The following is a 25,518-nucleotide window of genomic DNA, read 5'->3' on the forward strand; positions in this document are numbered from 1 at the left end:
TCCTTTTCAGTGGGTACGCTTAGTGCAGCGTGACCTGTTTTTGTTCGATTGCGTGAATCTGAACTTTGATCATCTCGCTGACCGGGTCCTCAGGACACTGCTCAACGAAATAAGTGAGATCATTCAGCGCGATATGTTCGCACTCCAGCTGCGCATAGATCAAACCGCGATCGCGGATTTCGTACGGATCGTCAGGATCGATTCGCAACAGCACCTGGCTGACGTTCAGCGCCAGTTCCATCTTCTTCTCTTCCATCAACGCCGCTTTTAACGTGTCGAGCATTTTACGCATCACGGTGACGGTTTTGGCTTCATCAAGATCGTCATCGTACAGACGCGCGGTCGGGCTGATGTTGCCCTTGAGCCACACTTCCAGCGTATGCATGTCGAGCGTTTCGCCATTGAACGGATTAATCAGCCATTTCTCGCCGTCAATCCAGTCGGCGCGCAGGATCAGCTGAGTCGGGAAGATGACCGGCATCAGCGGCAACTCCAGCTCGGCAGCAATGTGCAGCAGGATCACGCCCAGTGAGACGGCCGTGCCCTGGCGGGTTCTCAAAACGTTGTCGAGCCAGAGCGCGTCAGAAAGATTATATACCCCGCTGGCGCCGCCAAATCCCCATTGGCGATAGAACAGCTCCAGCAGTTTTTCGAGTTTCAGATCGGCATCGCCGGCCTGGCTGACATAATCACGCGCTTCGGCCACCAGGGCCGCAAGTTGTGCTTCCACCGACACGGCCGGAAAATCGGCGCGGATGGCAAGCGTAGCGCCAATCACCGCTTCACATAACGGTGTCTGGCTAAAATCTAATTGTTCGGTAGAGGTCATACTATCCCCATAACGGCATTTTGCTCAGCGCCAGCTTAATGACCATCACCAGCGCGATTAACGCCACCAGAAACGCGATCCAGCGGGTACGGTCAGTGCGTGGTCGGCGGCTCAATGCCACAAATCCTAAGGCGATGTAGATAATAACCCCTAATAGCTTCTCAGTCAGCCAGCTTCCTTGCGGAGTGAAGGGATAGAAGTGAGTAATCATCACCAATGAGATACCGGTCAACAGTAACAGCGTGTCGTTGGCGTGCGGCAGAATGCGCACCCAGCGCCGCGATAGCATCGCCGATCCGGTGCGCAGCCAGAAAAAGCGCAGCACAAACATCGAAATGGTGACGATGACCGTTAACAGGTGGAGATTTTTGATCAGTGGATACCAGGCGTACATAGTGAGTCCTTTTTCGTCCGCTTTCAGGTTGAAGATTGCCCGAGGGTAACGCGGGGATTGCCACCGTAGTCATTGACGGTTTCTACCGCGCGGTAGCCGTGCTGGCGCATCATGTCACGCACCGCCTGATCCTGCTGCCAGCCGTGCTCCAGCAGCAACCAGCCGCCGGGCTGCAGCCAGTCAGCCGCCTGTTCAATCAGCGTGCGCAAATCTGCCAGGCCCGCGTCTGCTGCCACCAGCGCGCTGCGCGGCTCAAACCGCACGTCGCCCTGCTCCAGGTGGTGATCGCTGGCGTCAATATAAGGCGGGTTGCTGACGATAATGTCAAAACGCTGCGGAGTGAGTTGCTGAAACCAGTGGCTGAGCGCAAAACGGGCATTCGGCAGATTGAGCTGCTGCGCATTGCTGCGTGCCAGTTCCACCGCCTCAGCGATACGATCCACGCCGATGACCTGACAGTCGGGCCGTTCGCTGGCCAGCGCCAGCGCAATCGCGCCGGTGCCGGTACCGAGATCAAGAATGGTGGCTGCGGACACCGGCAGATGCGCCAGCGCCTGCTCAACCAGCAGTTCGGTGTCCGGTCGCGGGATCAGCGTGGCATCCGTGACGCGCAGCGGCAGCGACCAGAATTCACGTTCGCCGACCAGATGCGCCACCGGCTCACCGCGGGCGCGACGGCTCAGTAAAGCATCAAGCTGGCTAAGCTGCTGATCGCTGAGCAGGGTTTCATCAAAAGCGATTAACCAGCTGCGCGACTTGCCGGTCACGAAGCTCAACAGGATTTCGGCGTCGCGCTTCGGGCTGTCGCCGCCATTCAGGATCGCAATGGCCTGTTTCAGCCAGTGACGAATATCCATTAATCCTGGCCAGCCAGCGCCGCCAGCTGATCCGCCTGATATTCCTGCACAATCGGCTCAATCAGGCTGTCGATTTTCCCTTCCATCGTTTCATCCAGACGGTAAAGCGTCAGGTTGATGCGATGGTCGGTGACGCGGCCCTGCGGGAAGTTATAGGTACGGATACGGTCAGAACGATCGCCGCTGCCTAGCAGGTTACGACGGGTGCTGGCTTCGGCGGCGTGACGACGGGCCATTTCGGCGGCGTGAATACGCGCGCCCAGCACCGCCAGCGCTTTGGCTTTGTTTTTATGCTGCGAACGCTCGTCCTGACACTCCACCACAATGCCGGTTGGCAGGTGGGTAATACGGATCGCGGAGTCGGTGGTGTTAACGTGCTGACCGCCGGCACCTGATGAACGGAAAGTATCGATTTTCAAATCACCGGCGTTGATTTCCGGCAATTCTGCCTCCGGTATTTCCGGCATTACCGCCACGGTGCAGGCGGAAGTGTGGATTCGTCCCTGAGATTCGGTCTCGGGCACGCGCTGAACCCGGTGTCCGCCCGATTCAAACTTCAGGCGGCCATAGGCACCCTCACCGGTCACCCTTGCGATCACCTCTTTATAACCGCCATGCTCGCCTTCGTTGGCGCTGACGATCTCAACCCGCCAGCGGCGCGCTTCGGCATAACGGCTGTACATGCGGAACAGATCACCGGCAAAAATTGCGGCCTCATCACCGCCGGTACCGGCGCGCACTTCAATGAAGCAGGCACGCTCATCATCGGGATCTTTTGGTAACAGCAGCACCTGTAACTGTTGCTCCAGCGCTTCGCTCTGCTCGCGTGCCGCCTGCAGCTCTTCCTGCGCCATGTCGCGCATCTCAGGGTCGTCGAGCATCTGCTGCGCCGTCTCAATATCTTCCTGAACCTGCTGCCAGTCGCGGAAGCAACGGGTGACATCGGTCAGCTGGGCATATTCGCGCGACAGCGCACGGAAGCGTTCCTGGTCGGCGATCACGCCGGCATCGCCCAGCATCGCTTCCACTTCTTCGTGGCGCTCCTGCAGGGCTTCCAGTTTGGCAACAATAGAGGTTTTCATTTAAATGTGGGATTCCCGTAACAGGTAGCAGCAGCCTGGTGCCTACTCGAGACCCAGGCTGTCGCGTAGAATCTGCAGGCGTTCATTATCGCCGTCGCGGGCGGCCTGCTGAAGCGATTTGGTTGGAGCGTGAATTAAACGGTTGGTCAGCTTGTGCGCCAGTTCCTGCATCACTTTCTGCGGATCGGCACCCTGTTGCAGCGCCTGTAGCGCGCGGCCTTCCAGCTCAGCACGGATTTCATCCGCCTGAGAACGGTATTCACGGATGGTGTTAACTGCGCCCTGAGAACGCAACCATGCCATGAACTCACCGCTTTCCTGCACCACGATGCTCTCGGCCTGCACTGCCGCCGCTTTGCGCTGCGCCAGGTTCTGCTCGATAATCGCCTGCAGGTCATCGACGCTGTAGAGATAAGCATTGGGCAGTTTGCCGACTTCCGGCTCGACATCGCGTGGAACCGCAATATCCACCAGCAGCATCGGCTTATTACGACGCGCTTTCAGTGCGCGCTCCATCATGCCTTTGCCAATAATCGGCAGCGGACTGGCGGTAGAAGAGATGATAATGTCGGCTTCCGCCAGCCGGGCATCGATCTCCGCCAGGCTGATCACCTCAGCACCAACTTCGGTGGCCAGCGCTTCAGCACGCTCACGGGTGCGGTTGGCAATAATGAGTTTTTTAACCTGATGCTCGCGCAGATGGCGCGCCACCAGCTCAATGGTTTCACCGGCACCGACCAGCAGCACGTTGACGGAAGAGAGCGATTCAAAAATCTGACGCGCCAGGGTACAGGCAGCAAACGCCACCGAAACGGCATTGGCACCGATATCAGTTTCGGTACGGACCCGTTTGGCGACGGAGAAGGTTTTCTGGAACATGCGTTCCAGTTCGCTGCTCAGCGCCTGGCTACGCGAGGAGTCGGCGAAGGCTTTCTTCACCTGTCCAAGAATCTGTGGTTCACCCAGCACCAGCGAATCCAGACCGCTGGCAACCCGCATCAGGTGGCTGACCGCCTCATTATCCTGATGCCAGTAAAGGCTGTTGCGCACATCCTCTTCATCGAGCTGATGATAGTCGCACAACCAGCGTACCAGACGCGCCTGCAAATCGGCCTGCTGCTCTACACTGAGGTAGAGTTCGGTCCGGTTACAGGTCGACAGCACCACGCCGCTCTGCACCATTGGCTGTGATAACAGGCTGTTCAGCGCCTGCTCAAGCGTCTCCGGCCCGAACGATACACGTTCGCGCAGAGCAATGGGGGCAGTTTTGTGATTGATTCCGAGAGCGAGCAGCGTCATGGTGGTTTCGGTTGGGATGTCCCAATAATGTCAGGGTTTTGTGAGGCGCATTCTACAAGATGCGGCAGATCAAGAAAAGCCATACAAAGCCTATGACTGTAATAAGATTAACCTGATCGTGCTCAATTTGCTGCATAACAGCATTGACGGCTTAAATACGGATGGTTAGCGTTATCCGTTACGAATTATAAACGTGTCTGAGGAGATGACCACTTGATGCTTTATTCACCACGCACTCTGTTGCGCATTTTGCCCCTGGCCAGCGTATTGCTGGCCGCCTGTAGCGTTAACAAACCGCAAGGCCCGGGCCCCAGCGTGACCGCGCCACAGTGGCAACAGCATCAGCAGGCGGTCTCACACGTCACCCACTATCAGACGCGCGGCGCTTTTGCTTACCTGTCTGATAAACAGAAGGTCTACGCGCGCTTTAACTGGCAGCAAACTGCCCCTGACCGCTATCGCCTGTTACTGACCAATCCGCTTGGCAGCACCGAACTGCAGCTGGATGCGCAGGGTTCAGTGGTGCAGATCGTTGACAACAAGGGCAAACGCTACGTCAGCAATGATGCGCAGAAAATGATTTCGCAACTGACCGGTATGAACATTCCGCTGGCGAATCTGCGTCAGTGGATGATGGGCCTGCCCGGCGATGCCACCGATTTTCAGCTTAATGAGAACTATCAGCTGCGCAGCCTGAATTACAGCCGTGACGGCCAGAACTGGCAGGTGTCGATTGCCGGTTACGACAGCAACGTCACGCCGCCGCTGCCTGCCAGCCTGGAGCTGAAAGAAGGCGATCAGCGGATTAAACTGCGCATGGACAGCTGGACCGTTCAATGATAAGTCACTGGCCGTCACCGGCAAAACTGAACCTCTTTCTCTACATCACCGGCCGTCGTCCTGACGGCTATCACAACCTGCAGACGCTGTTTCAGTTTCTGGATTATGGCGATACGTTGCAGATCAGCACCGATCACAGCGATCGCATCCAGCTGCTGACGCCGGTGGCGGGCGTCGCGGAGGCGGATAACCTGATTGTGCGCGCCGCCGAACGGTTAAAACAGGCGGCACTGGCGAAGCAGACCCTGCCGCCAAAGGCAGGCGCGCAGATTGCCATCGACAAGCGGCTGCCGATGGGTGGCGGTCTCGGAGGCGGCTCATCCAACGCGGCGACCGTGCTGGTGGCGCTGAATCACCTGTGGCAAACCGGCCTGACGCCGGACGAGCTGGCGGCGATCGGCGTGCAGCTCGGTGCTGACGTTCCGGTGTTCGTAAAAGGCTTCGCCGCCTTTGCTCAGGGTGTAGGTGAACAACTTCAGCCCGCAGAGCCGGAAGAAAAGTGGTATCTTGTCGCCCATCCCGGCGTGAGTATCAGCACCCCGGCAGTCTTCAACGACCCCGCGCTAACGCGAGATACGCCGGTGCGCACTTTAGCGACGCTTTTATCCTCACCCTTCGCTAATGATTGTGAAGCAGTGGTAAGAAAACGTTTTCGCGAGGTTGATGAGCTTGTTTCCTGGCTGCTAGAATACGCGCCGTCGCGCCTGACTGGCACTGGCGCTTGTGTGTTTGCTGAATTTGACACCGAGTCTGCTGCTCGTCAGGTGCTGGAACTTGCCCCGAATGGGGTGCGCGGATTTGTAGCCCGAGGCGTAAATGTTTCGCCGTTACAGCGTGCCCTGCGAGGCGATTAGCGATTGCGTGACAGTGTCACCCCGTTCCAGACACTGCACGTTTCGCATCAACACACCCGTGTGAACGCCCATGACCGTATTCGCCGGTTACTGTCGTGCCGTTCATTCTCTGGACGCAAAGCCTGAGGTTCTTCTCGTGCCTGATATGAAGCTATTTGCTGGTAACGCCACCCCGGAACTAGCACAACGTATTGCCAACCGCCTTTACACCAGTCTGGGAGACGCCGCCGTTGGGCGTTTCAGTGATGGTGAAGTGAGCGTACAGATTAACGAAAATGTACGCGGTGGTGATATTTTCATCATCCAGTCCACCTGTGCTCCCACCAACGATAATCTGATGGAACTGGTTGTGATGGTCGACGCGCTGCGTCGTGCTTCTGCTGGTCGTATTACCGCAGTCATCCCCTACTTTGGTTATGCCCGTCAGGATCGCCGCGTGCGCTCCGCGCGTGTACCGATTACCGCTAAAGTAGTGGCAGACTTCCTTTCCAGCGTCGGTGTTGACCGTGTTCTGACGGTTGACCTGCACGCCGAGCAGATCCAGGGCTTCTTCGACGTCCCGGTTGATAACGTATTTGGCAGCCCGATTCTGCTGGAAGACATGCTGCAGATCGGTCTGGAAAACCCGATTGTTGTTTCTCCCGATATTGGTGGCGTAGTACGTGCCCGTGCTATCGCTAAACTGCTGAACGACACCGATATGGCCATCATTGATAAACGCCGCCCGCGCGCGAACGTTTCTCAGGTGATGCACATTATTGGTGACGTTGCTGGCCGCGACTGCGTGCTGGTCGACGACATGATCGACACCGGCGGCACGCTGTGCAAAGCGGCTGAAGCGTTGAAAGAACGGGGCGCCAAGCGCGTATTTGCTTACGCAACCCATCCGATCTTCTCTGGTAACGCCGTTGAAAATCTGCGTAAGTCAGTGATCGATCAGGTGATTGTCTGCGATACCATTCCGCTGTCTGAAGAGATGAAGTCACTGCCGAACGTGCGCACCCTGACCTTGTCTGGCATGCTGGCTGAAGCGATTCGCCGCATCAGTAACGAAGAGTCAATCTCGGCCATGTTCGAGCATTAATCTTCGCCAAACCGGGCCACGCGCCCGGTTTTTTTCATGCCGCTGATGATCCGATTAACTCGCTTCCTTTTCTGATATTCCCGCGATAAATTTCCCCAAAATCGACTATTTTCAACGCCACCCACTCTTTTAGTAAAACGCCGCGTTCCGCACTTCTGCCCCAGACGCTTAAGTGATAATTTGCTGCGCACTTTTCATAACAATCCCAACCACCATGACTCTGGATATCTATACCTTATTTATTTGTGAGCTTTACGTGTTGGGATTTTTAAGCATCATCATGGTATTTGCCTGGATGGGATCGCAATACGATCGCGTGCTGGGTTTTACCTGTCTGTCGCTGATTTTCACCCTGGTGGCGGTATTTTTCAGCAGCCTGCGCAGCAGCGGCCTGCAGTTTTTGCCGGTTGCTGCCGGCAATGTACTGGTGATGCTGGCCTACGGCGGATTACTGAATGCTTTTCGATTATTTTGCGGCAAAAAGATCGGCACCGGCTGGCTACTCGGCGCTTTACTGTGGGCGATCCTCTGCTGTTTCCCGAGCTTCTATCACAGCTTGCCCAGGCGGGTACTGGTGCTGTGCATCGCCTGTATTGCCTACACTGCGGCGCTGATCCAGCTGTTATGGCTGGCGCGCGACGCGCTGAAAGTCACCTTCTGGCCCGCGCAGCTGCTGCTGTGGATCCATCTGCTGTTTCATCTGGTGCGCATCTGGCTGGACAATGCGATACCGACCCGGCTGCACGGTGCGATTGGCGGTTCAGGCTTTTCGGTGTTCGTAATTCTGGAGTCGATTCTGTTTGTCATCGGCCTGACCTTCACTATTCTGGCGATGGTCAATGAACGTACCCAGATTGCCTATAAATACGCATCGCTGCACGATCCGCTGACCAGCGTCTGGAACCGGCGGGCACTGTTTAGTGAGGCGGAAAAAATGGTGGTGCATTGCCGTCGTCATAACCGCCCTTTCAGCGCCGTGCTGTTCGATCTGGACCACTTCAAAACGATTAATGACCGGTTTGGCCATCATCAGGGCGACCTGGTTCTGATCGACTTTTGCCGCCTGGTCAGTGGATTGATGCCGCCTGAGGGACGTTTTGCCCGGCTGGGCGGAGAGGAGTTTGCCGCGATTGTTGCGCTCGGTGAGCAGGATGCGCAAGCGTGGTGTGAAGCGATCCGCATGGCGGTCTGTCAGTCACAGCCCAGTGCTGTTGGCTACACGGTCAGCATTGGATTTGCTACTGCCAGCCACCGCCATCAGAACTTCGAGGATTTACTGGCGCTGGCAGATGAGGCGCTTTATCGCGCCAAAGCCAGCGGCAGAAACCGCACGGAACAGCAGCCGGTACCGGCGCTGATCATTTAGTGGTGGGTGTGATGCGACCGGCGGCAGCGTTTGTCGTAATGACGCAGCCAGTAATAACGGTCTTCCACTTTTTCTCGCCCGCTAACGCGTGCACCCACTAACCACAGCAGCGCGCCAATAAAAATGCTGAACATCGCGCCGTGCGCCAGAAACTGTGGCAGATGAAGCGAAGGCAGCTGATTAATAATGGAATAGCCGACGCCCAGCACCATGGTGAGTAATCCCAGTACCATCAAACTATTACCCGCTACGCGACAATGTTGATGTTTCATCCTGCACCTCCATCCTTATGAGCCAATGTAAAACCGCACACAATGTTAAGTTGCCATAAGTTTAGGCAATGGCTGACGGCGACGTTGCGGGACGGATCACACAACCGGTATAAACTTCAGGCTGGATCTGTGGGCAGCTTGTTGATTTAGATGAAAAATGATTAATCACCGGCCTGAATCAATTTAGTCCTATGCGCTTTGTCATCTCGCCTGAGCCGAAGTAAACTAACGCCCTTTGGCAATAACAGCAGGATATTCATTGTGAGCAGCATTAAACTGATTGTGGGCCTTGCCAATCCAGGCGCTGAATATGCCGCCACGCGCCACAATGCCGGTGCCTGGTATCTGGATTTACTGGCCGAGCGCCACAATCAGTCACTGAAAGAAGAAGGCAAATTCTTCGGCTATACCGCCCGACTGGCGATCGCCGGAGAAGATGTGCGCTTGCTGGTGCCGACCACCTTTATGAACCTGAGCGGTAAAGCAGTGGCCGCAATGGCGACCTTCTATCGCATTGCGCCGGAAGAGATTCTGGTGGCGCACGATGAACTCGATTTGCCGCCGGGCGTGGCGAAGTTTAAGCAAGGCGGCGGACACGGTGGCCACAACGGGCTGAAGGACATCATCAGTAAACTGGGCAACAACAACAATTTTCACCGTCTGCGCATCGGAATCGGCCATCCTGGCGATCGCAATAAGGTGACCCGTTTTGTGCTGGGTAAACCGCCCGCCAGCGAGCAGAAGCTGATTGATGATGCCATTGATGAAGCGGCGCGCTGCACTGAACTGTGGCTGAAAGAGGATCGCATCAAGGCGATGAACCGGCTGCACGCTTTCAAGCCTGCTTAATCGCCCGAATCGTCGCGATTCTGTGTATAATGCGCGAAATTTTTCATTTCGTCTCCGACAGTCCGCCGCCGGGCGAGCTGTCCATCCAGTTATAAAGGGTATCAAACCATGGGATTCAAATGCGGTATCGTGGGCCTGCCGAACGTCGGTAAATCCACTCTGTTCAACGCGCTGACTAAAGCGGGTATCGAAGCGGCTAACTTCCCCTTCTGCACCATTGAGCCCAACACTGGCGTGGTGCCGATGCCTGACCTGCGTCTCGACCAGCTGTCTGAGATTGTTAAACCGCAGCGCGTGGTGCCGACTACCATGGAATTTGTCGACATCGCCGGTCTGGTAAAGGGCGCGTCAAAAGGTGAAGGTCTGGGTAACCAGTTCCTGACCAACATCCGTGAAACCGAAGCGATCGGCCATGTGGTCCGCTGCTTTGAGAACGACAACATCATTCACGTTGCGGGCAAAGTTAACCCGGCTGAAGATATTGACGTGATCAACACCGAACTGGCGCTGTCCGATCTCGATACCTGTGAACGTGCGATTCAGCGCGTGCAGAAGAAAGCCAAAGGCGGCGATAAAGACGCTAAAGCCGAGCTGGCCGCGCTGGAGAAGTGCCTGCCGCATCTGTCTGAAGCCGGTATGCTGCGTTCGCTGGATCTGGATGCTGATGAGAAAGCGGCGATTCGCTATCTGAGCTTCCTGACGCTGAAGCCGACCATGTACATCGCCAACGTCAATGAAGACGGTTTTGAGAACAACCCATATCTGGATCAGGTGCGTGCCATTGCCGAAGCAGAAGGTTCTGTGGTGGTACCCGTGTGCGCCGCCGTTGAATCAGATATCGCTGAGCTGGAAGATGAAGATCGTGACGAGTTCATGGCGGAACTGGGACTGGAAGAGCCGGGCCTGAACCGCGTGATCCGTGCCGGTTACTCCCTGCTGAACCTGCAGACCTACTTCACCGCAGGCGTAAAAGAAGTGCGTGCCTGGACCATCCCGGTTGGCGCGACTGCTCCACAGGCAGCCGGTAAGATTCATACCGACTTCGAGAAAGGCTTTATCCGCGCCCAGACTATCGCCTTTGAAGACTTTATCGCCTACAAAGGTGAGCAAGGTGCGAAAGAAGCCGGCAAGATGCGTTCAGAAGGGAAAGAGTACATCGTGAAAGATGGCGATGTGATGAACTTCCTGTTTAACGTCTGATTTGCTTGCCTCATGAGATTTTACTTAATCTCATGACACCTGAATAACATATAAAACCCACGCAATTGCGTGGGTTTTTTCATTTCATGGCTTATCAAACAATATCGTGAGAATGCAGCTAAAAGTGCAGCTGAAATTGAGTACACAGATGATAACGTCTCTTTTCCGTCTTCAAGTAAACTTATTATGATTAAGGTATAAGAAAGGGAGGATGGAAAAGTTTATCTCCCTGCTATTCCCTGATGTAATAATACCCGCTTCTTAAATCCTCCCGCCTATAAATCGCTGTCCCCTAAGCCACGTCCCGCATCCTTTTCAAAAAATCCTCAATCGCCGCCTCAATAACAGGCACACTCAGCGCCTCTGCATTAACAACCATCCGTAACCCATGCCCATAAGCGAAGCCCGGCAGCAACTGATAACCACAACACACTTCCGGCGGTTCATCTTGCGCTATTTCCCGCTCACGCTTCTCAATAAACTGCCAAAACGTTAGCCCGCTAAAAATCGCATAGGCCTGTTTTTCCTGGTGCACCAAGGTATGGCTAACGATTTTGCCTTTGCTATTCACATTGGGGGTTGTTTCATATCGCACCTCTTCTTCCTGTTGCTGCTGACTGAGCATCGCCCAGGCTTCATTGAATGCGCGATGATGCACCGCATCCTGAAACATCAACTTAGCCGTGATGATTTCAGCATTCCAGAGATCGGCAGGATCGCGGCCGACAAAATAGATATCACTCCATGCCCAAATAGAGTCGGGGTTATTCTGGTAGTGTTGGATATCGCAATCATCATAGAACATTCCGCCACAGCGATGACGTTCTCGATAGATACGGTTTTTAAGCTCGATGACTTTTTTACGGCGCTGACGACGAGAAAGAGAAATGAAGGGACGATGTTTGTTGAAAGGCGACATGGAAACTCCTTAACCGGCAATGCTAATGCGGCTGGAAGCAGTCCAGCCGCATAGACTAGCAAAAGCCGGGCTTGAGGAACAAGTGGTGAGGAACAGAAAATATTAACTGCGCGCCACCACATTACCTGATTAGCATGCGGTGAGACAAAGTCACGGCTGCATCGGTCGCTGCAGACTCGTAAGATCGTCTACGGCAGTTTACTGCCAAAAGCGGAAGTTGCTCATTCAGTCATCGTGATAATGCAGCTAAAAGTGCAGCTAAAATTGAGTACAAAGATGATTACGACTCTTTTCTGTCTTCATTTAAATTTATTACGATTAGGGTATAACAAATATACCAAGGCACTTATGTTCAACGCCGCGCGGCAACACCTGAATAAAAGCTTTAATGGCTCAATAATTTCAATAACCTTTATCCCGAAGTAAAACCCAATAGCAGAAAGACGTGGCGTGATCGATTTTAGCTCAACGGTAAAACAGATCTGTTGCGTTGGGTGAGTATACAGCGGTAAAGCTCGCCGAGAGACGATGGAAAAGTTCACGTTCAGTCAGAGATGCGAAATTTGACCAGCCCGGGCAGGCAAACCTGAACGAGATGTTATCTTTCAGCTGTCCTCCAGCAGCCTGAACAGCGCCTTTCTTATAGAGATATTTTCAAGTTAGCAGTTTGTATCATCCCTGTAGGCGTATGCTATTCTGGCTGTCCCATTCCGATGTCACGGACCGATACGGTGCAGCTAACATAATGAACGACACCTCTAAAAACATCCTTTCTGCATGGCAAGACTATTTACGACTTGGCGGTGCAGAAAAAAGCAAGATTCCCGCTAGCCAGGTGCACGAATATCAACAAATCATGTTGAGCGAAACGAACTGCTCAGAAAGTCAAAATGGTGTAATGCTGACGATCCCCACAGAGATGAGGCAAAACTGGCTCAAACGCTTCGTTAAGCATGACGAGGGGGGCAAGATAACCCATATTGAACGCGTCAATTTGCTTTTCCCGGTGATCCGTTGTGTAGAAAAAGAACGCGGCAAAACTAACGCAAAATACCTCCCGCTGTTCTCGTTTCCGCTTCCCAAATCATTTTTTGAAAGTGAGAGTTCGTCTTTATCGATTCCGGTTAAAGATGGGCAACTGGTTAGCGCCTTTCCTTTTGCGTTTCGTGAATTGTTTGGTATTCAGCTGGATGAACTAGGCGAAAACCGACACATGATGAGCATTGTCAGCGCGCTGACAGGTTGCAAGTATGAAACGTTCATTGACGCTTTTATGGCTCTTCAGGTCTGGATCAGCGAGCGACCAAACCGCCAGCAACGCGTGCTGGAAACTGCCTTCAACGCCCTTGTCGCTCCACTTCATAATGAAGATTACAACCTCAAGCGAGACGAGGAAGATTTTGCCTGGCTTAGCGATCATGCTGGCGACGATTTTCCTTTACTGGAGCGCTACCTTAATCATGTTCACGATGAGGAGAATGCACCAGATGTCTATGATGTCGTCACCAGCGGTTTATTCGAATCACAATACCCACTTGGCCATGGGCAGATGATGGCAATCCAGGCCATCAATCAGGATGAACGTCTTATTGCCGTTCAGGGCGCGCCAGGGACCGGGAAAACAACCTTATTTAAATCACTGATTGCTCAACAACTGGTTTCCCGGGCGCTGGCGATTGCCGATGGAAACGATCAGAATCTCGGTATGCTGGTCACCTCTACCGCCATCAAGGCTGTAGAAAACATCATTGATGATCTACGCGGCGATCCCGTAACCCAGGATCTGGACTGGCTCTGGTTCCATAGCGGTTCGAACGAGCAGGTACAGCGGGAGCTTACGCGTGCAGAACGCCTTATAAGCCAATGGCGGCAGCAAAGCTACGATGAGCAGGTTCAGAAAAATTACTTAGCCATTCTGCTTAACCATCGCAGCACGCTGGATTCATGCTATCGAGCCTATCTGCGCAGCAACGCTGCTGCGCTACAGGCCATCACCGACTGCGCGCTGGGTACCACAAACGCTGACGCGCTTACCCCGCTTTTGCTGGACAAACTTCCTCCTCTCGCCGCTGATGCGCAGAGGCTGGGCATTGAAATTTCATTGCATAGCCCTGACGCACTGAACAAGCTGGCTCACCTTATTACGCTACGTCTGCAGGAAATTCGCGAGATAAAAGCGCAGCGTCAGCAGGCAACACGTCTTCATCAGACCTTAAAAGCCACGTGGCCCCACCAGCAAGAGCTGGAGCAGATACTGAGCTGGATAGATTCTCCCCTGCGTCCGGCACTGGAAAAGCATTACCGCGACTATCCGCGCAAAGGTTTAATGCGGCACTTCGCCCGCTTCTTTGAGGGCAGATATACAGCACGATTAGCGCAAATGAATCAGGCAGTCCCGGAAGACTTTCACTCTTTTGGACTTTCTTCTCTCACTCATCCACAACGGGCAGCACTCGCAGATGCCGGTGAGTTACTGGCACAACAAACGGATAATCTGGCCCTTCTGCAACAACTACTGCATGACGAACCTGACGCTGAACAGGAAACCGGACTTGAAACTCTCGCGGCTGAGATCTCAGGGTGTCAGGCACAATGGCAACAGGTCCTTCACGCGCAACAGGTTATGGCGCAGCACCAGCGACAGTATCCGGAGGGGAACTGGTGTGACATTTTGCGTCAGCGTTTTATCCGTGAACATCGGCAAATGTTTGAAGCCGCTATCGGTTATCTGTGGCAGGAGCAACTCAAGCGGAAAAGTGAACTTGAAGAGGTGTTGACCCACTGGCGCGCACTGCTTAGCGGTCAACAAAGCGCGGGCTATTATCGCTGGCTCGATAAACTGGATGACTTCTATCGAGCCCTCTCTCTGGTATATCCGGTCATGGCCACCACGCTGGTTTCTGCCTGGAAAGTTGCCGGCTATCGCAAACTCAGTGAACTTAAAGGCCACAAACCCTGGCATCTGGCCCTGTGTGATGAAGCAGGAATGATATCGCTGGAGTCGCTGGTGCCTTTGCTCAGCCGTAGCGAAAAAGCGATGATCGTTGGCGATCCGCTACAAATAGAGCCAATCCGCAACTTATCAGAGAACATTCAATTGCAGCTTCGGCAACAGCACTTTGCCGGTGATAATTCACTCTACGAACGAGTCTCCCCTGCGACCGTGACTGGCTGGCACCGTGCGGCAGGTACGCTGTCAGGCAGAGGTGAGGACACCGGCAACGGCATCATTCTTGATGAACATCGTCGCTGCCAGAAACCTATCGCTGACCTCTTTATCAGGCTGGCGGGCTATCACGGCGTCAGCGTGGAAACCGCCCCTCCTTCTGAACGCATCGCCAGCGCCTTTGAGAAATCTGGCGGCCACCCTCTCATGTTCTATAGCGTCGAAGGGCAAAAAGGGGACATGGTTAACACCAACCTCAATGAAGTTGATGCTATTGAGCAACTGCTGAATAAGCTGGAAGAAGCGGGATACAATCTCTCTGCCGATATAGGTATTGTGACTCCCTACGCTAACCAAAAGTCATTACTGATTAAACGTCTTGCCGAACGCATGGGCCACTGGGAAAAAAACTGTATCGGTACCGTACATCAATTTCAGGGTGTGGGTTTTGAAGTGATTATTTATAGCCCGGTTATTTTCCATCCTCTTGATAACCCAGGTTTTCAGAACAACAAACCAAATATGCTGAATGTCGTCGTTTCCCGCGCGAAGCAACAATTTATCGTGGTCGGCAACTTTCATCGATTACGGCAGGCCGGTGGCTATCTGAAAGTGCTTGCCGACAGTGTTGCTGAAGATTTTCTGCTTGAACAGGGTAGCCAGCATCCGGATTTTGCCAACCTGAGTCAGACACCCCGATTGAATCGTTATTATCGTGATTGTGAACATATTGCCGCGTTTAGTGCCCTGGCAGCACAGAGTGAACAAGAGATGATTATCATAACCCCGTGGATCCGTCGTGGGGGCAAGCGTTATCAGCGACCAGAGCTGGCACAGCTGGTGGCAACGCAGCAACGGGGGGTCAAGGTGAAAGTCTACTACGGCTATTATCATCAGCGCCTCGAACGTCCTGATGATAATGACGAAACGCTGGTTGCTGAATACCGGGAACAGCTTGGCCGGGACAATGTCATACGCTTGCCTGAAGGAACACACGAAAAAGTGCTGATGATCGACGGCCGCTATATTGTGCTGGGTAGCTGGAACTGGCTCTCACACGGTTATCATGATGGCTGTGAGCGTAGCGAGCAGTTCAGTAACGCTATTCGCCATGAAATCAGCGCGGAGCTGGATGATTCGGCGCTGGTGTGTGAGCTCAGGGAGCGGTTAAAAATCGGGTGATATCTATTAGGGAATCAGAAACTTACATGCCCTCGCCTGTAACAGAAAAGCCTGCCCCCGAGCAGGCTTTTTACTTCAGCGTCCTGATACCACGATACGACTACCCTAACGTCAGGGCTCAATATCGCATTTAGCCTGGCCAGAACCTGATTGACCATTATTTCAGAGATACACTCCGGCCTTTAATACAATGACTCTGGGTGAGTGCCCGTGAATAACACCCTGTTGTTTTGATGCATATACTTTCCGGCGAAACGGTACAACCCGCGATATCATCAATCTTTCCGCTGTGGGTAACGGGAGTAACAACCGGTAGCCGGGTGAACGGGTTCAGTTGCAGAAGTGGCAGCATATCAACACCTCTTCGCTGCAGTTAACCAGCGGATTCAACCTTTATGCTCGTTGTTTAGATACTTCAATTTCATAACGGCGACTGGCCAGCAAGTAACCCCTTCCGTTTGCCTCCTTTCACCCGGCCCGCCCCCCCTCTCCGGCTCAGGTTTTCTCCGCCGTTGCCGATAATGCTGTCAGGCTCTGTCGATGAGCCGTGACCCGTTCCCTCATGTTTTCACAACAGGAGTGCAAGATGGATGTATCGCAAATTACCTCGCTGGCTAGCGGTCTCGCCAGCATGGATCTGCACAGTCAGGTGAACACCGTATTACTGAAGAAGACGCTGGATAATCAACAGGCAGCCGCCGCCAGCATTCTCCAGGCCATCCCCGCGTTACCGGCGAATCCGGCAATTGGCCGCAACATTAATACCACGGCCTGATAGCTCAGAGGCAGGCGTGGCGTCTCTGTTTTGGCACTGCGCTTGTCCTCTTTTATTCTATCCCGGCCCGCCGCTTGTGGCACCGGTTCCGCCGCGACGGGTTTTTCACGTTTCCCGACACCGGCCTTCAGGCGCAAAATTTTTGATAAAAGTGAAAGCCGCAAATAACAAAAAGGCCCGCGCAGAATGGCGGGCCTTTAGGCGATTAAAGTACAACAGGGATTATTTTTCATGGTAGCGATGCAGCGCCGGATAATATTCCATGCCGTAAAGCTGGCTGAGGGGAAACAGCAATTCAATGTTGATATCGCGTTCCGCCGCAACCGGCGCCGATCCGCTCAGCAGTTGTTCAAACCAGGCTTTCAGTTTCTGTTTCATGGTATGCGCTCCGTCAGGGTTGATGAGACGAGTAAACCCGCTCTGGCGCGTAAACTGAACCAAAAATTTCTGCGCTGCTATGCCAGAAATTAACTATACCTTCCGCCCGGCCGTCGCTTTAGCCGGCAATTAAGGTGACCCAGTTAGCCCCTTTGCCGACGGGCGCTTCCGCCACCCGCCTGAGTTCGCCAGTGGCCGCATCGATGGCATAACTGCCGATCACCGCACTCTTCTCGCCGCTGGCAATCAGCCATTTTCCGCTGGCATCAATCGCAATACTGCGTGGCTGCTTTTCAACCCGCCAGCTGCCGATCAGCGTCAGTGCCCCGGACGCCGGATCGACCTGATAGCCGCTCACCGTGCTGGAAGTCCGCTCGGTGACATACAGAAACCGGCCGTCGGGCGTGATTTTAATGTCCGCTGCCCAGATGCGCGGCGTCGGATCGCTGTAGCCCGCCGGACGCTGTTCGCCATGCTGCAGGCCATATTTCCCGGCAACCGCATTCGGCCAGCGCTTCAGCTCACTCAGTGATCCATCGGCCGCGCGCCTGTACTGGGTAATGGTGCCGCTCATCTCAGCCAGGTTATACAGGAAGCGGTTATCCGGGGAGATCACCGAATGGCGCGCGCCGCTGTTTTTCTCGCCCTGAACATAGCCGGTACCGATTGGGGTGATAGCGCCATTGTCTGCGAAGCGATATTGCAGCACCCGATCGGCGCCGAGGTTACCGACGTAAAGCGAATGGTTGCTGACATCAGTGATCACCGAATGGGCATGCGGTCCGGTCTTAACCCGGCCGGTCACCTGCGGTGTCACCACGCCCTGTGCATCGATTCGGTTGCTGGTAACGATATCACTGTCATACGAGGCGGCGAGCAGGTAGTGCCCGCTTTTTTCGGTGGTGATCCACGGAAAACTGGCTTCAACCGGCGTTACCGCCAGCCGCTGCAGGTCGCCCTGCCGTGACATCACCCGCCAGCTGATGATCGAATAAGGCGGGCTGCGCAGCGCGCCATACAGCCGCTTGCCATCCGGGCTGGCAGCCAGCGGCATAATCTTTTTACCGGCTGGCGTATCGCCGCGCCACTGCAGGCTGCCGGTGGTGTCGTTGAGGTGATAGCGGGAAACGGTGCCGGAGTCGGCGTTCGAAACATAAACATAGCTTGTCGCCCACAGCGGACTACTGCACAGCAGCGGCAGCAAGGCCAGCGCCGGTTTGAGACAGATCATAGGGTCACCTTTAGCATCGTTATTATTATCTGCTTCAGTCGGCAGGAGAGTAACGCTAACGGCGGAAATGCCGGCTGGCTTTGTGCAATTGACTGAAGATTGACTCAGAAGCCTGGAGATGTGACGGGGATGGGGTTTTTGACGATGGGGCAGCTCGCCGTAACGCCTTCCCCGGCTCAAGGGAAGGCGTTATCGGCTGCACTATCCTGATTTGGCGATCATCCGGCGGTAGTTATTCAGCCATTTGCCGCTGTTGAGTCGCCACCAGAAAAAGACGCCGCGTACCGTCCAGTCGAGAAACATCCCCAGCCAGACGCCGATGACGCCCATTCCCAGCTCAATGCCGAGCAGATAACCGGCCACCACGCGCGCGCCCCACATGCTGAACATCGAAACGTACATGGTGTAGCGTGCATCGCGCGCGCCCTTCAGACCGGCAGGCAGCACCCACGAGGCGGCCCACAGCGGCATAAACAGCGCGTTAAGCCAGATCAGCTGTTTCGTGACGTTAATCACTTCCGGATCGCTGGTGTAAAAGCGCGCCAGCAAACCGGCCAGCGGCACCGTCAGCAACGCCATCGCGGTCAGACAAATCGTCGCCAGCCAGAACACGTGCCGCACCTGCCGCTCCGCCTGAAACACCTGATTCTTACCCAGTCGGGTGCCGGTAATGATGGTCGACGACGAACCGAGCGCATTGCCCGGCAGGTTAATCAGTGAGGCGATGGAAAAGGCGATGAAGTTACCGGCGATCTCACTGGTACCCATTCCGGCGACGAACACCTGGGTCAGCAATTTCCCGCCGTTGAACAGCACCGACTCGATACTGGCAGGCACGCCGATGCCCAGTACCTCCATCAGAATGCTGCTGTTCCAGCGCCGGAAATAGCTCGACAGGGTAATCTTCAGCGAGGCATTGAAGCCAATCATCAGCACGTAGATCACCGCAATCGCCCCGATATAGCGGGTGATGGTCAGCCCCAGTCCGGCCCCGATAAAGCCTAAGCCATCCCAGGAGAAGCAGCCGTAAATCAACACGCTACTGATGATGATGTTGAGGATGTTCATCCCGCCGTTAATCAGCATCGGAATTTTGGTATTGCCTGCACCCCGCAGCGCGCCGCTGCCGATCAGGGTGATGGCCGCCGCCGGATAGCTCCAGGCCGAGGTCTGCAGATAGCTCAGCGCCAGCTCTTTCACTTTGGGATCGGCGGCACCGGCTATCGCATCGATGATCAGATGCCCCCAGAACTCGATAGCGATGACCAGCACAAACGACAGCACCGTCATCATCCCCAGCGACTGTCGCGTGGCGGCACGGGCGCGTTTGCCGTTGCGTTTTGCCAGGCTGAACGCCACCACCACCGTGGTGCCGAGGTCGATGGCGGCAAAAAAGGAGATGATCACCATATTGAAGCTGTCTGCCAGGCCTACGCCCGCCATCGCCTCTTTCCCCAGCCAACTGACCAGGAAGGTGCTCAACACGCCCATCAGTAACACACAGGCGTTCTCGAAAAAGATAGGCACTGCTAATGGCGATATCTCACGCCAGTAGAGCGTGCGGTAAGCGCGACGTTTCGGATACCACGCCGTGCGCTTGATCGCCTGCATCACTGCTACGCCGGGATTTTGCAAAGGATTACCAAATCAGAAGAGTCGGGACAGGAGATCTAATGATGATAGTGGGCAGAGAAATATGCAAAGTCTTTCCTGCCCAAATTAATCATCGTTACAAACTTTTTATTCCGCCGACGGCAGGCGCTGCTGCGCCGCCCAGATAAGCACTACGAACCTCTTCATTGTTCAGCAGTTCTGCCCCGCTGCCGCTTAAGCGAATTTCGCCATTCACCATCACATAACCGCGATTGGCCAGCTTCAGCGCATGGCGCGCATTCTGCTCCACCAGAAACAGCGTCATCCCCTGCGCCGTCAGCTCGCGCAGAATAGTGAAGATTTGCTTAACCACAATCGGCGCCAGGCCGAGGCTGGGTTCGTCCAGCAGCAGCAGCGCTGGCCGGCTCATCAGCGCGCGGGCAATCGCCAGCATCTGCTGCTCACCGCCGGAGAGCGTCATCGCACGCTGCCGACGCCGCTCCAGCAGGCGCGGAAACAGGCTGTACATCCGCGCCAGATCCTCTTTCTGATAACGATTGCCGATGGCAATGGTGCCCATCTGCAAATTCTCCTCCACGGTCATGTCGGCGAAGATACGGCGTCCCTCCGGTGCCTGAGCGATGCCACTGGCTGCAATAAAATGGGTCGACTTCTGGCTGATCGGCTGACCGCGAAAATAGATTTCCCCGCTGGCGATGCGCGGCTGACCAAAAATCGACATCAGCAGGCTCGATTTACCCGCGCCGTTGGCCCCAATCAGCGCCACTGTCTCACCCGCATTGACCGTCAGCGAGACGCTTTTCAGCGCCTGTAACGGGCCATAAAACAGATCGACTGCCTCGAACTGCAACAGCGGCTCAGCCATGGTTTTGCTCCTCCTCGTCATCGCTGCCGAGATACGCAGCAATCACCCGTGGATCGTGGCGAATTTGCTGCGGCGTGCCCTCGGCAATAACTTCGCCGTGGTCCAGCACCACAATGTGATCGGAGATACTCATCACCATCGGCATATCGTGCTCAATCAGCAGTACGCTGATGCGGTGATCGGCGCGCAGACGATGCAGAATGGCACTGAGCGCCTCGGTTTCCACCGGATTCAGCCCGGCTGCGGGCTCATCCAGACAGATCAATTCCGGCTGGGTACACATGGCTCGCGCAATTTCCAGTCGCCGCTGCTGGCCGTAAGAGAGCGTCCCGGCCAGCCGGTTGGCGCTGGTCGCCAGGTCCACCGTTTCCAGCCAGTAGAAAGCGCGATCGAGCGCGCGGTTTTCCGCTGCCCGGTAGCTGCGGGTATTGAACACCCCCGCCAGCAGGTTACGGTTCACCAGCATGTGCTGCGCCACCAGCAGGTTCTCAATCACCGACATCTCACGAAACAGCCGGATATTCTGGAAGGTGCGCGCCAGTCCGGCACGGTTAACCAGGTGCGCACCGCCAAACATTTTGTACCAGAGGCGGGACCCGAGCTGAGCCGGATTAAGCCAGTCAGCGGCGTGAATTTTTTCGCCCAGCACCTGAATCACATCGGTCGACCGCTGGTTGGCGTTGAGCTGTATTCGCCCCCCGCTGGCGCGATAAAAGCCGGTCAGACAGTTAAACACGGTAGTTTTACCGGCACCGTTCGGCCCGATTAAGGCGGTGACCGATCCGCGTTCAACCTTAAGGCTGACCTCGTTTAGCGCCCGGATACCGCCGAAGCGCATCATCAGCTTTTCGACCTGCAAAATGGCATCACTCATGGCGGGCTCCCTGACGCAGCGGGACACCGACCCGGCTGGTGCGCACCAGTCCACGCGGTCGCCAGATCATCATCAGCACCATCAGCATGCCATACAGCAGCACGCGATATTCGGCAAAACTGCGCAGCAGTTCCGGTGCCACGGTCAGCACAAAGGCCGCCAGTACCACCCCCAGCGTCGATCCCATGCCACCCAGCACCACAATCGCCAGGATCAGCGCGGACTCAAAGAAGGTGAACGAAGTAGGATTGACGAATCCCTGATAGCTGGCGAAGAAGACGCCGGCGATACCGGCCGTCGATGCCCCCAGCATAAAGGCCGACAGCTTGACCAGCACGTGATTCAGCCCCATCGCCCGACAGGCGATCTCATCTTCACGTAACGCTTCCCAGGCCCGGCCGATCGGCATACGCGTCAGGCGATGCTTGATATACAGCACCAGCAGCACCACCAATACCAGCACCGTGTAGATGAAGATAAACTTCATGTTGGGGTTATAGCTAAGGTGGAAAAACTCGTGGAACGGCACGCCGCCTTCGCGCGCACGGCGGCCAAACTCCAGCCCGAGAAAGGTCGGTGCCGGCACCGATACGCCATTCGGTCCACCGGTAAACGACAGCCAGTTATTCAGCACCAGCCGGATAATCTCACCAAAGCCAAGCGTCACAATGGCCAGGTAGTCGCCGTGCATTCGCAGTACCGGAAATCCCAGCAGCGCCCCGGCACAGGCCGCCATCAGCGCCGCAATCGGCAGCATGCTCCAGAATCCCAGTCCAAGATATTGATAGCCTAACGCCAGGCCATAAGCACCGATGGCATAAAACGCCACGTAACCCAGGTCCAGCAATCCGGCCAGTCCGACCACGATGTTCAGCCCGAGGCCGAGCAGCACATAAATCAGCCCGAGTATGGCCACCGTCAGCAGATATTTGGTTGAAAACAGCGGGAACAGACAGGCGGCGATCAGCAGCAGCGGGAGGATCCAGCGCAGCCGGGAGCGATAACCGGGTTCACGAACGTACACCCCGCCACCTTCGCCGTCAAACTTGCGCAGCAGTGCTTTACCACTGCGGGTTTGCAGAAACAGGCTGAACAGCAGGCGACCCGCCATCACAATGCCCACCAGCACCGCCACCCGCAGCGGTTGTAAGCGGAACTGGTAGCCCTCCAGCACAATGCCAACGATCGGGCCAAATACCACCAGTGCGATTAACCCGGCCAGCACCGTTTCCCGCAGCGCCTCGGCCACATTCACTCCCTGATTGGTTTGATTCATCTCAGCGTCCTCACACTTTTGCCACCAGCGGGCGACCCAGTAATCCCTGCGGGCGGAAGATTAAGATCACCACCAGTAACGCGAAGGAGAACACATCTTTGTAATCGGAATTCACCAGCCCGGCGAACTGCGCCTCCGCCACGCCGAGCAGCAGGCCGCCCAGCATCGCGCCCGGCAGCGAACCGATACCACCCAGCACCGCCGCGGTGAACGCTTTGATGCCAATAATGAATCCGGCGTAAAAATCGAAGGTGCCGTAGTTCATCGTCACCAGCACGCCGGCCAGACCAGCCATCGACGCGCCAATCATAAACACCAGGGAAATAACCCGATCGGTATTAATCCCGAGGATCGCCGCCATCCGCCGATCCTGCTGCACCGCCCGACAAATGCGTCCCAGCCGGGTGTACTGGATAATCCAGGTCAGCAGCGCCATGCCGCAGGCCGCCGCCAGCAGGATGAATACTTTGGTCCAGGTAATCTGCACCACGCCGCTTGCCAGCTCCAGCCGCAATACGCCGCTCAGCAGCGTGGGCACGCCCTGCTGGTTGGGCCCCTGGCTGAGCTGCACATAGTTTTGCAGGATCAGTGACATGCCGATGGCGGAGATCAGCGGTGCCAGCCGGGTGGAGTTGCGCAGCGGACGATAGGCGATGCGCTCAATGGTCCAGCCATAAACGGCGGTAATAACGATGGTGAACAGCAGCGTTCCGAAGATCAGCAGTGGAAAAGAGTGAATACCGAACGCGGAGAGCAGCGCCAGACCGATGGCGCACAGATAGGCGGACAGCATATAAACCTCGCCGTGGGCGAAGTTGATCATGCCGATAATGCCGTAAACCATGGTATAGCCAATGGCGATCAGGCCGTAAACTGCACCCAGCGTCAGGCCATTCACCATTTGCTGTAAAAAGAAGGCATCCATAGCAAAAGTCTCACTGCGGGAGCCCGTCGCACCGGCTCCGGAAAAGGTATGCCTGAGTGACGCGTTGCCGCGTCCCCCGGCTGTCGCCCGACTGTTTCAGGCTGTAATCGCGGGGGATTACAGCCTGGCGGTTTACTCAGAGCTGATGATATTTTCCTTTGTCATCCCACTGATACACCACGTAGTCAGAGACTTTTAAATCCCCTTTGCTATCCCAGGACTTTTTGCTCATCACGGTATCAACGCTATTGGCTTTGAGCCATTCGCTGGCTTTTTCGTTATCCTTGCCGGCGCCTTTGTAGGCAGCGGCAATCGCCTGAATCGAGGCATAGGCGTAAAGGGTATAGCCTTCAGGTTCGAAGCCGCCGGCACGGAATTTTTCAATCACCGCTTTGCCATCGGCAATCTGGCGTGGATCGTTGCCAAAGGTCATATAAACCCCTTTGGTGTATTGCGGCCCGCCGGCGGCGGTCACCATCTCTTCGGTCACGATGCAGTCACCGGAGAAGAAGTCCGCTTTCACTCCCTGCTCACGCATCTGACGCACCAGCGGCCCTGCTTCCGGGTGGCAGCCGCCGAAGTAGACCACGTCGGGTTTTAACTGGCCGATTTTGGTCACCAGCGCGTTAAAATCTTTCTCGCCGCGCGATAAACCTTCATACATCGCCTCCTTGACGCCGCGTTTCTCCAGTGCGGCTTTGGTGGCATCTGCCAGCCCCTGGCCGTAGGTATCTTTGTCGTGGATCACCACGACTTTCTTCGCCTTCAGTTTGTCGAGGATGAAATCCGCGGCAATCGCACCCTGCTGGTCATCACGTCCACACATGCGGAACAGAGTTTTCATGCCCCGCTCGGTAATTTTAGGATTGGTGGAGCCTGGCGTAATCGCCAGTACGCCTGCTTCGTCATACACCTCTGAGGCAGGCATAGTGGAGGAAGAACAGAAGTGACCGACCACCGCATTCACTTTGTCCTGATCCACCAGTCGGTTCGCGACTGACACCGCCTGCTTCGGTTCACAGGCATCATCGCCCTGAACCAGCACAATTTTCTCGCCGTTAATGCCGCCCGCCGCGTTGATATCCGCCGCAGCCTGCGAGGCACCTTTCCAGTACTGCGCACCATAGGTGGCATTCGGACCGGAGAAAGGTCCGGCGACGCCAATTTTAATATCGGCGTGTGCCGATAACGCGGTCATTAAACATCCGGCCATGACGAGCTTGATAGGGAACTTGATCACTTTCACAGACATGCGGTCATCCTCAACAGGGTTAAGAGCCAATGCCAATCAGGAGAAATCAGTTTCTGAACAGAGAGTGGAGAGTGGTATTACCGGGTGCGGCCAGCCGCGCCACGGAAGATTTAAGCAATAATCTCGCCATAAAAC

The 25,518-nt window shown here is 55.3% G+C and carries 23 protein-coding genes and 1 pseudogene; 9 read left to right on the top strand and 15 right to left on the bottom strand.

Features of this window, described 5'->3' with window-relative positions:
- Positions 1 to 19 precede the first annotated feature (19 nt).
- From sirB1 to hemA, 5 genes are read right to left on the bottom strand one after another with little or no spacing between them, the layout of a single operon-like run.
- Positions 20 to 829, bottom strand: coding sequence for an invasion regulator SirB1 (sirB1, locus tag ACLIBF_RS12545; protein ID WP_031377317.1), 810 nt, complete (start codon positions 827 to 829; stop codon positions 20 to 22).
- 1 nt (position 830) lies between these two features.
- The gene (locus ACLIBF_RS12550; protein ID WP_031377318.1) at positions 831 to 1,223 is read right to left on the bottom strand and encodes a SirB2 family protein; all 393 of its coding nucleotides are present in this window, start codon (positions 1,221 to 1,223) and stop codon (positions 831 to 833) included.
- 23 nt (positions 1,224 to 1,246) lie between these two features.
- Complete coding sequence (gene prmC, locus ACLIBF_RS12555; RefSeq protein ID WP_089561227.1) at positions 1,247 to 2,080, bottom strand: peptide chain release factor N(5)-glutamine methyltransferase; 834 nt, start codon at positions 2,078 to 2,080, stop codon at positions 1,247 to 1,249.
- Complete coding sequence (gene prfA, locus ACLIBF_RS12560) at positions 2,080 to 3,162, bottom strand: peptide chain release factor 1 (RefSeq protein ID WP_031377320.1); 1,083 nt, start codon at positions 3,160 to 3,162, stop codon at positions 2,080 to 2,082. The genes prmC and prfA overlap by 1 nt, the downstream gene beginning before the upstream one ends.
- Before the next feature lie 42 nt (positions 3,163 to 3,204).
- Entirely contained in the window at positions 3,205 to 4,461 is a 1,257-nt protein-coding gene (gene hemA / locus ACLIBF_RS12565; protein WP_031377321.1) for a glutamyl-tRNA reductase, read from the bottom strand.
- A 216-nt stretch (positions 4,462 to 4,677) separates the two neighbouring features.
- Between hemA and lolB the strand changes: the two genes are divergently transcribed.
- From lolB to ACLIBF_RS12585, 4 genes are all read left to right on the top strand, one after another.
- Positions 4,678 to 5,301, top strand: a complete 624-nt coding sequence (gene lolB / locus ACLIBF_RS12570) for a lipoprotein insertase outer membrane protein LolB (RefSeq protein WP_279809971.1) — start codon at positions 4,678 to 4,680, stop codon at positions 5,299 to 5,301.
- Positions 5,298 to 6,155 (top strand): 4-(cytidine 5'-diphospho)-2-C-methyl-D-erythritol kinase, encoded by an 858-nt coding sequence (ispE, locus tag ACLIBF_RS12575; RefSeq protein ID WP_159223442.1) that lies wholly within the window; start codon positions 5,298 to 5,300, stop codon positions 6,153 to 6,155. The genes lolB and ispE overlap by 4 nt, the downstream gene beginning before the upstream one ends.
- A 136-nt stretch (positions 6,156 to 6,291) precedes the next feature.
- The gene (prs, locus tag ACLIBF_RS12580; protein ID WP_006118899.1) at positions 6,292 to 7,239 is read left to right on the top strand and encodes a ribose-phosphate diphosphokinase; all 948 of its coding nucleotides are present in this window, start codon (positions 6,292 to 6,294) and stop codon (positions 7,237 to 7,239) included.
- Between the two features lie 214 nt (positions 7,240 to 7,453).
- A complete protein-coding gene (locus ACLIBF_RS12585; RefSeq protein WP_069728196.1) occupies positions 7,454 to 8,605 on the top strand; it encodes a GGDEF domain-containing protein in 1,152 nt (383 codons plus the stop codon).
- Here ACLIBF_RS12585 and ychH read toward each other — a convergent pair.
- Entirely contained in the window at positions 8,602 to 8,877 is a 276-nt protein-coding gene (ychH, locus tag ACLIBF_RS12590; protein ID WP_031375314.1) for a stress-induced protein YchH, read from the bottom strand. The two genes, ACLIBF_RS12585 and ychH, sit on opposite strands and share 4 nt — an antisense overlap.
- A gap of 261 nt (positions 8,878 to 9,138) precedes the next feature.
- Here ychH and pth point away from each other — a divergent pair, with 261 nt between their 5' ends.
- Positions 9,139 to 9,726 carry an aminoacyl-tRNA hydrolase gene (gene pth / locus ACLIBF_RS12595; RefSeq protein ID WP_448309907.1) on the top strand — a complete coding sequence of 196 codons (588 nt, stop codon included), beginning with the start codon at positions 9,139 to 9,141 and terminating at the stop codon, positions 9,724 to 9,726.
- Positions 9,727 to 9,834: 108 nt separating this feature from the next.
- On the top strand, positions 9,835 to 10,926 hold the full coding sequence (gene ychF / locus ACLIBF_RS12600; protein ID WP_031375312.1) for a redox-regulated ATPase YchF: 1,092 nt from the start codon (positions 9,835 to 9,837) through the stop codon (positions 10,924 to 10,926).
- Positions 10,927 to 11,218: 292 nt separating this feature from the next.
- On the opposite strand, the gene ACLIBF_RS12605 is transcribed toward ychF, so the two are convergent.
- Positions 11,219 to 11,845: a hypothetical protein gene (locus tag ACLIBF_RS12605; protein WP_279809970.1), complete on the bottom strand. Its 627-nt coding sequence runs from the start codon at positions 11,843 to 11,845 to the stop codon at positions 11,219 to 11,221.
- 392 nt (positions 11,846 to 12,237) lie between these two features.
- Here ACLIBF_RS12605 and ACLIBF_RS12610 point away from each other — a divergent pair.
- The 3 genes and pseudogenes from ACLIBF_RS12610 to ACLIBF_RS12620 all read left to right on the top strand — a co-directional run.
- Positions 12,238 to 12,392: pseudogene (locus tag ACLIBF_RS12610) on the top strand (tyrosine-type recombinase/integrase); the annotation flags it as partial.
- Positions 12,393 to 12,590: 198 nt separating this feature from the next.
- Entirely contained in the window at positions 12,591 to 16,193 is a 3,603-nt protein-coding gene (locus ACLIBF_RS12615; protein ID WP_279809969.1) for an AAA domain-containing protein, read from the top strand.
- Positions 16,194 to 16,779: 586 nt separating this feature from the next.
- Positions 16,780 to 16,968, top strand: a complete 189-nt coding sequence (locus ACLIBF_RS12620; RefSeq protein WP_069728194.1) for a YjfB family protein — start codon at positions 16,780 to 16,782, stop codon at positions 16,966 to 16,968.
- 222 nt (positions 16,969 to 17,190) lie between these two features.
- Here ACLIBF_RS12620 and ACLIBF_RS12625 read toward each other — a convergent pair whose 3' ends face one another.
- The 8 genes from ACLIBF_RS12625 to ACLIBF_RS12660 form a co-directional block, all read right to left on the bottom strand.
- Complete coding sequence (locus tag ACLIBF_RS12625; protein ID WP_162836813.1) at positions 17,191 to 17,346, bottom strand: hypothetical protein; 156 nt, start codon at positions 17,344 to 17,346, stop codon at positions 17,191 to 17,193.
- A gap of 118 nt (positions 17,347 to 17,464) precedes the next feature.
- Entirely contained in the window at positions 17,465 to 18,577 is a 1,113-nt protein-coding gene (locus ACLIBF_RS12630) for a lactonase family protein (protein WP_279809968.1), read from the bottom strand.
- A 201-nt stretch (positions 18,578 to 18,778) separates the two neighbouring features.
- The gene (locus ACLIBF_RS12635) at positions 18,779 to 20,188 is read right to left on the bottom strand and encodes an EmmdR/YeeO family multidrug/toxin efflux MATE transporter (RefSeq protein WP_031377882.1); all 1,410 of its coding nucleotides are present in this window, start codon (positions 20,186 to 20,188) and stop codon (positions 18,779 to 18,781) included.
- A 118-nt stretch (positions 20,189 to 20,306) separates the two neighbouring features.
- Complete coding sequence (locus ACLIBF_RS12640) at positions 20,307 to 21,056, bottom strand: ABC transporter ATP-binding protein (protein WP_031377883.1); 750 nt, start codon at positions 21,054 to 21,056, stop codon at positions 20,307 to 20,309.
- A complete protein-coding gene (locus tag ACLIBF_RS12645; protein ID WP_069728192.1) occupies positions 21,049 to 21,930 on the bottom strand; it encodes an ABC transporter ATP-binding protein in 882 nt (293 codons plus the stop codon). The genes ACLIBF_RS12640 and ACLIBF_RS12645 overlap by 8 nt, the downstream gene beginning before the upstream one ends.
- Positions 21,923 to 23,206, bottom strand: coding sequence for a high-affinity branched-chain amino acid ABC transporter permease LivM (livM, locus tag ACLIBF_RS12650; protein WP_279809966.1), 1,284 nt, complete (start codon positions 23,204 to 23,206; stop codon positions 21,923 to 21,925). The genes ACLIBF_RS12645 and livM overlap by 8 nt, the downstream gene beginning before the upstream one ends.
- Positions 23,207 to 23,216: 10 nt before the next feature.
- Positions 23,217 to 24,131: an ABC transporter permease subunit gene (locus tag ACLIBF_RS12655; protein WP_046288247.1), complete on the bottom strand. Its 915-nt coding sequence runs from the start codon at positions 24,129 to 24,131 to the stop codon at positions 23,217 to 23,219.
- A gap of 136 nt (positions 24,132 to 24,267) precedes the next feature.
- Entirely contained in the window at positions 24,268 to 25,383 is a 1,116-nt protein-coding gene (locus ACLIBF_RS12660) for a branched-chain amino acid ABC transporter substrate-binding protein (RefSeq protein ID WP_279809965.1), read from the bottom strand.
- Between the last annotated feature and the right edge of the window lie 135 nt (positions 25,384 to 25,518).

Source organism: Pantoea sp. PGP6 (assembly GCF_053474785.1).

Coding starts and splice junctions, on each gene's coding strand:
- livM (WP_279809966.1), bottom strand. CDS start 23,206: ATGAATCAAACCAATCAGGGAGTGAATGTGGCCGAGGCGCTGCGGGAA.
- lolB (WP_279809971.1), top strand. CDS start 4,678: ATGCTTTATTCACCACGCACTCTGTTGCGCATTTTGCCCCTGGCCAGC.
- ACLIBF_RS12645 (WP_069728192.1), bottom strand. CDS start 21,930: ATGAGTGATGCCATTTTGCAGGTCGAAAAGCTGATGATGCGCTTCGGC.
- prmC (WP_089561227.1), bottom strand. CDS start 2,080: ATGGATATTCGTCACTGGCTGAAACAGGCCATTGCGATCCTGAATGGC.
- ACLIBF_RS12625 (WP_162836813.1), bottom strand. CDS start 17,346: ATGAAACAGAAACTGAAAGCCTGGTTTGAACAACTGCTGAGCGGATCG.
- ACLIBF_RS12605 (WP_279809970.1), bottom strand. CDS start 11,845: ATGTCGCCTTTCAACAAACATCGTCCCTTCATTTCTCTTTCTCGTCGT.
- ACLIBF_RS12660 (WP_279809965.1), bottom strand. CDS start 25,383: ATGTCTGTGAAAGTGATCAAGTTCCCTATCAAGCTCGTCATGGCCGGA.
- ACLIBF_RS12585 (WP_069728196.1), top strand. CDS start 7,454: ATGACTCTGGATATCTATACCTTATTTATTTGTGAGCTTTACGTGTTG.
- sirB1 (WP_031377317.1), bottom strand. CDS start 829: ATGACCTCTACCGAACAATTAGATTTTAGCCAGACACCGTTATGTGAA.
- ACLIBF_RS12630 (WP_279809968.1), bottom strand. CDS start 18,577: ATGATCTGTCTCAAACCGGCGCTGGCCTTGCTGCCGCTGCTGTGCAGT.
- ACLIBF_RS12615 (WP_279809969.1), top strand. CDS start 12,591: ATGAACGACACCTCTAAAAACATCCTTTCTGCATGGCAAGACTATTTA.
- ACLIBF_RS12620 (WP_069728194.1), top strand. CDS start 16,780: ATGGATGTATCGCAAATTACCTCGCTGGCTAGCGGTCTCGCCAGCATG.
- ACLIBF_RS12655 (WP_046288247.1), bottom strand. CDS start 24,131: ATGGATGCCTTCTTTTTACAGCAAATGGTGAATGGCCTGACGCTGGGT.
- hemA (WP_031377321.1), bottom strand. CDS start 4,461: ATGACGCTGCTCGCTCTCGGAATCAATCACAAAACTGCCCCCATTGCT.
- ispE (WP_159223442.1), top strand. CDS start 5,298: ATGATAAGTCACTGGCCGTCACCGGCAAAACTGAACCTCTTTCTCTAC.
- ACLIBF_RS12640 (WP_031377883.1), bottom strand. CDS start 21,056: ATGGCTGAGCCGCTGTTGCAGTTCGAGGCAGTCGATCTGTTTTATGGC.
- prfA (WP_031377320.1), bottom strand. CDS start 3,162: ATGAAAACCTCTATTGTTGCCAAACTGGAAGCCCTGCAGGAGCGCCAC.
- ychH (WP_031375314.1), bottom strand. CDS start 8,877: ATGAAACATCAACATTGTCGCGTAGCGGGTAATAGTTTGATGGTACTG.
- ychF (WP_031375312.1), top strand. CDS start 9,835: ATGGGATTCAAATGCGGTATCGTGGGCCTGCCGAACGTCGGTAAATCC.
- ACLIBF_RS12635 (WP_031377882.1), bottom strand. CDS start 20,188: ATGCAGGCGATCAAGCGCACGGCGTGGTATCCGAAACGTCGCGCTTAC.
- ACLIBF_RS12550 (WP_031377318.1), bottom strand. CDS start 1,223: ATGTACGCCTGGTATCCACTGATCAAAAATCTCCACCTGTTAACGGTC.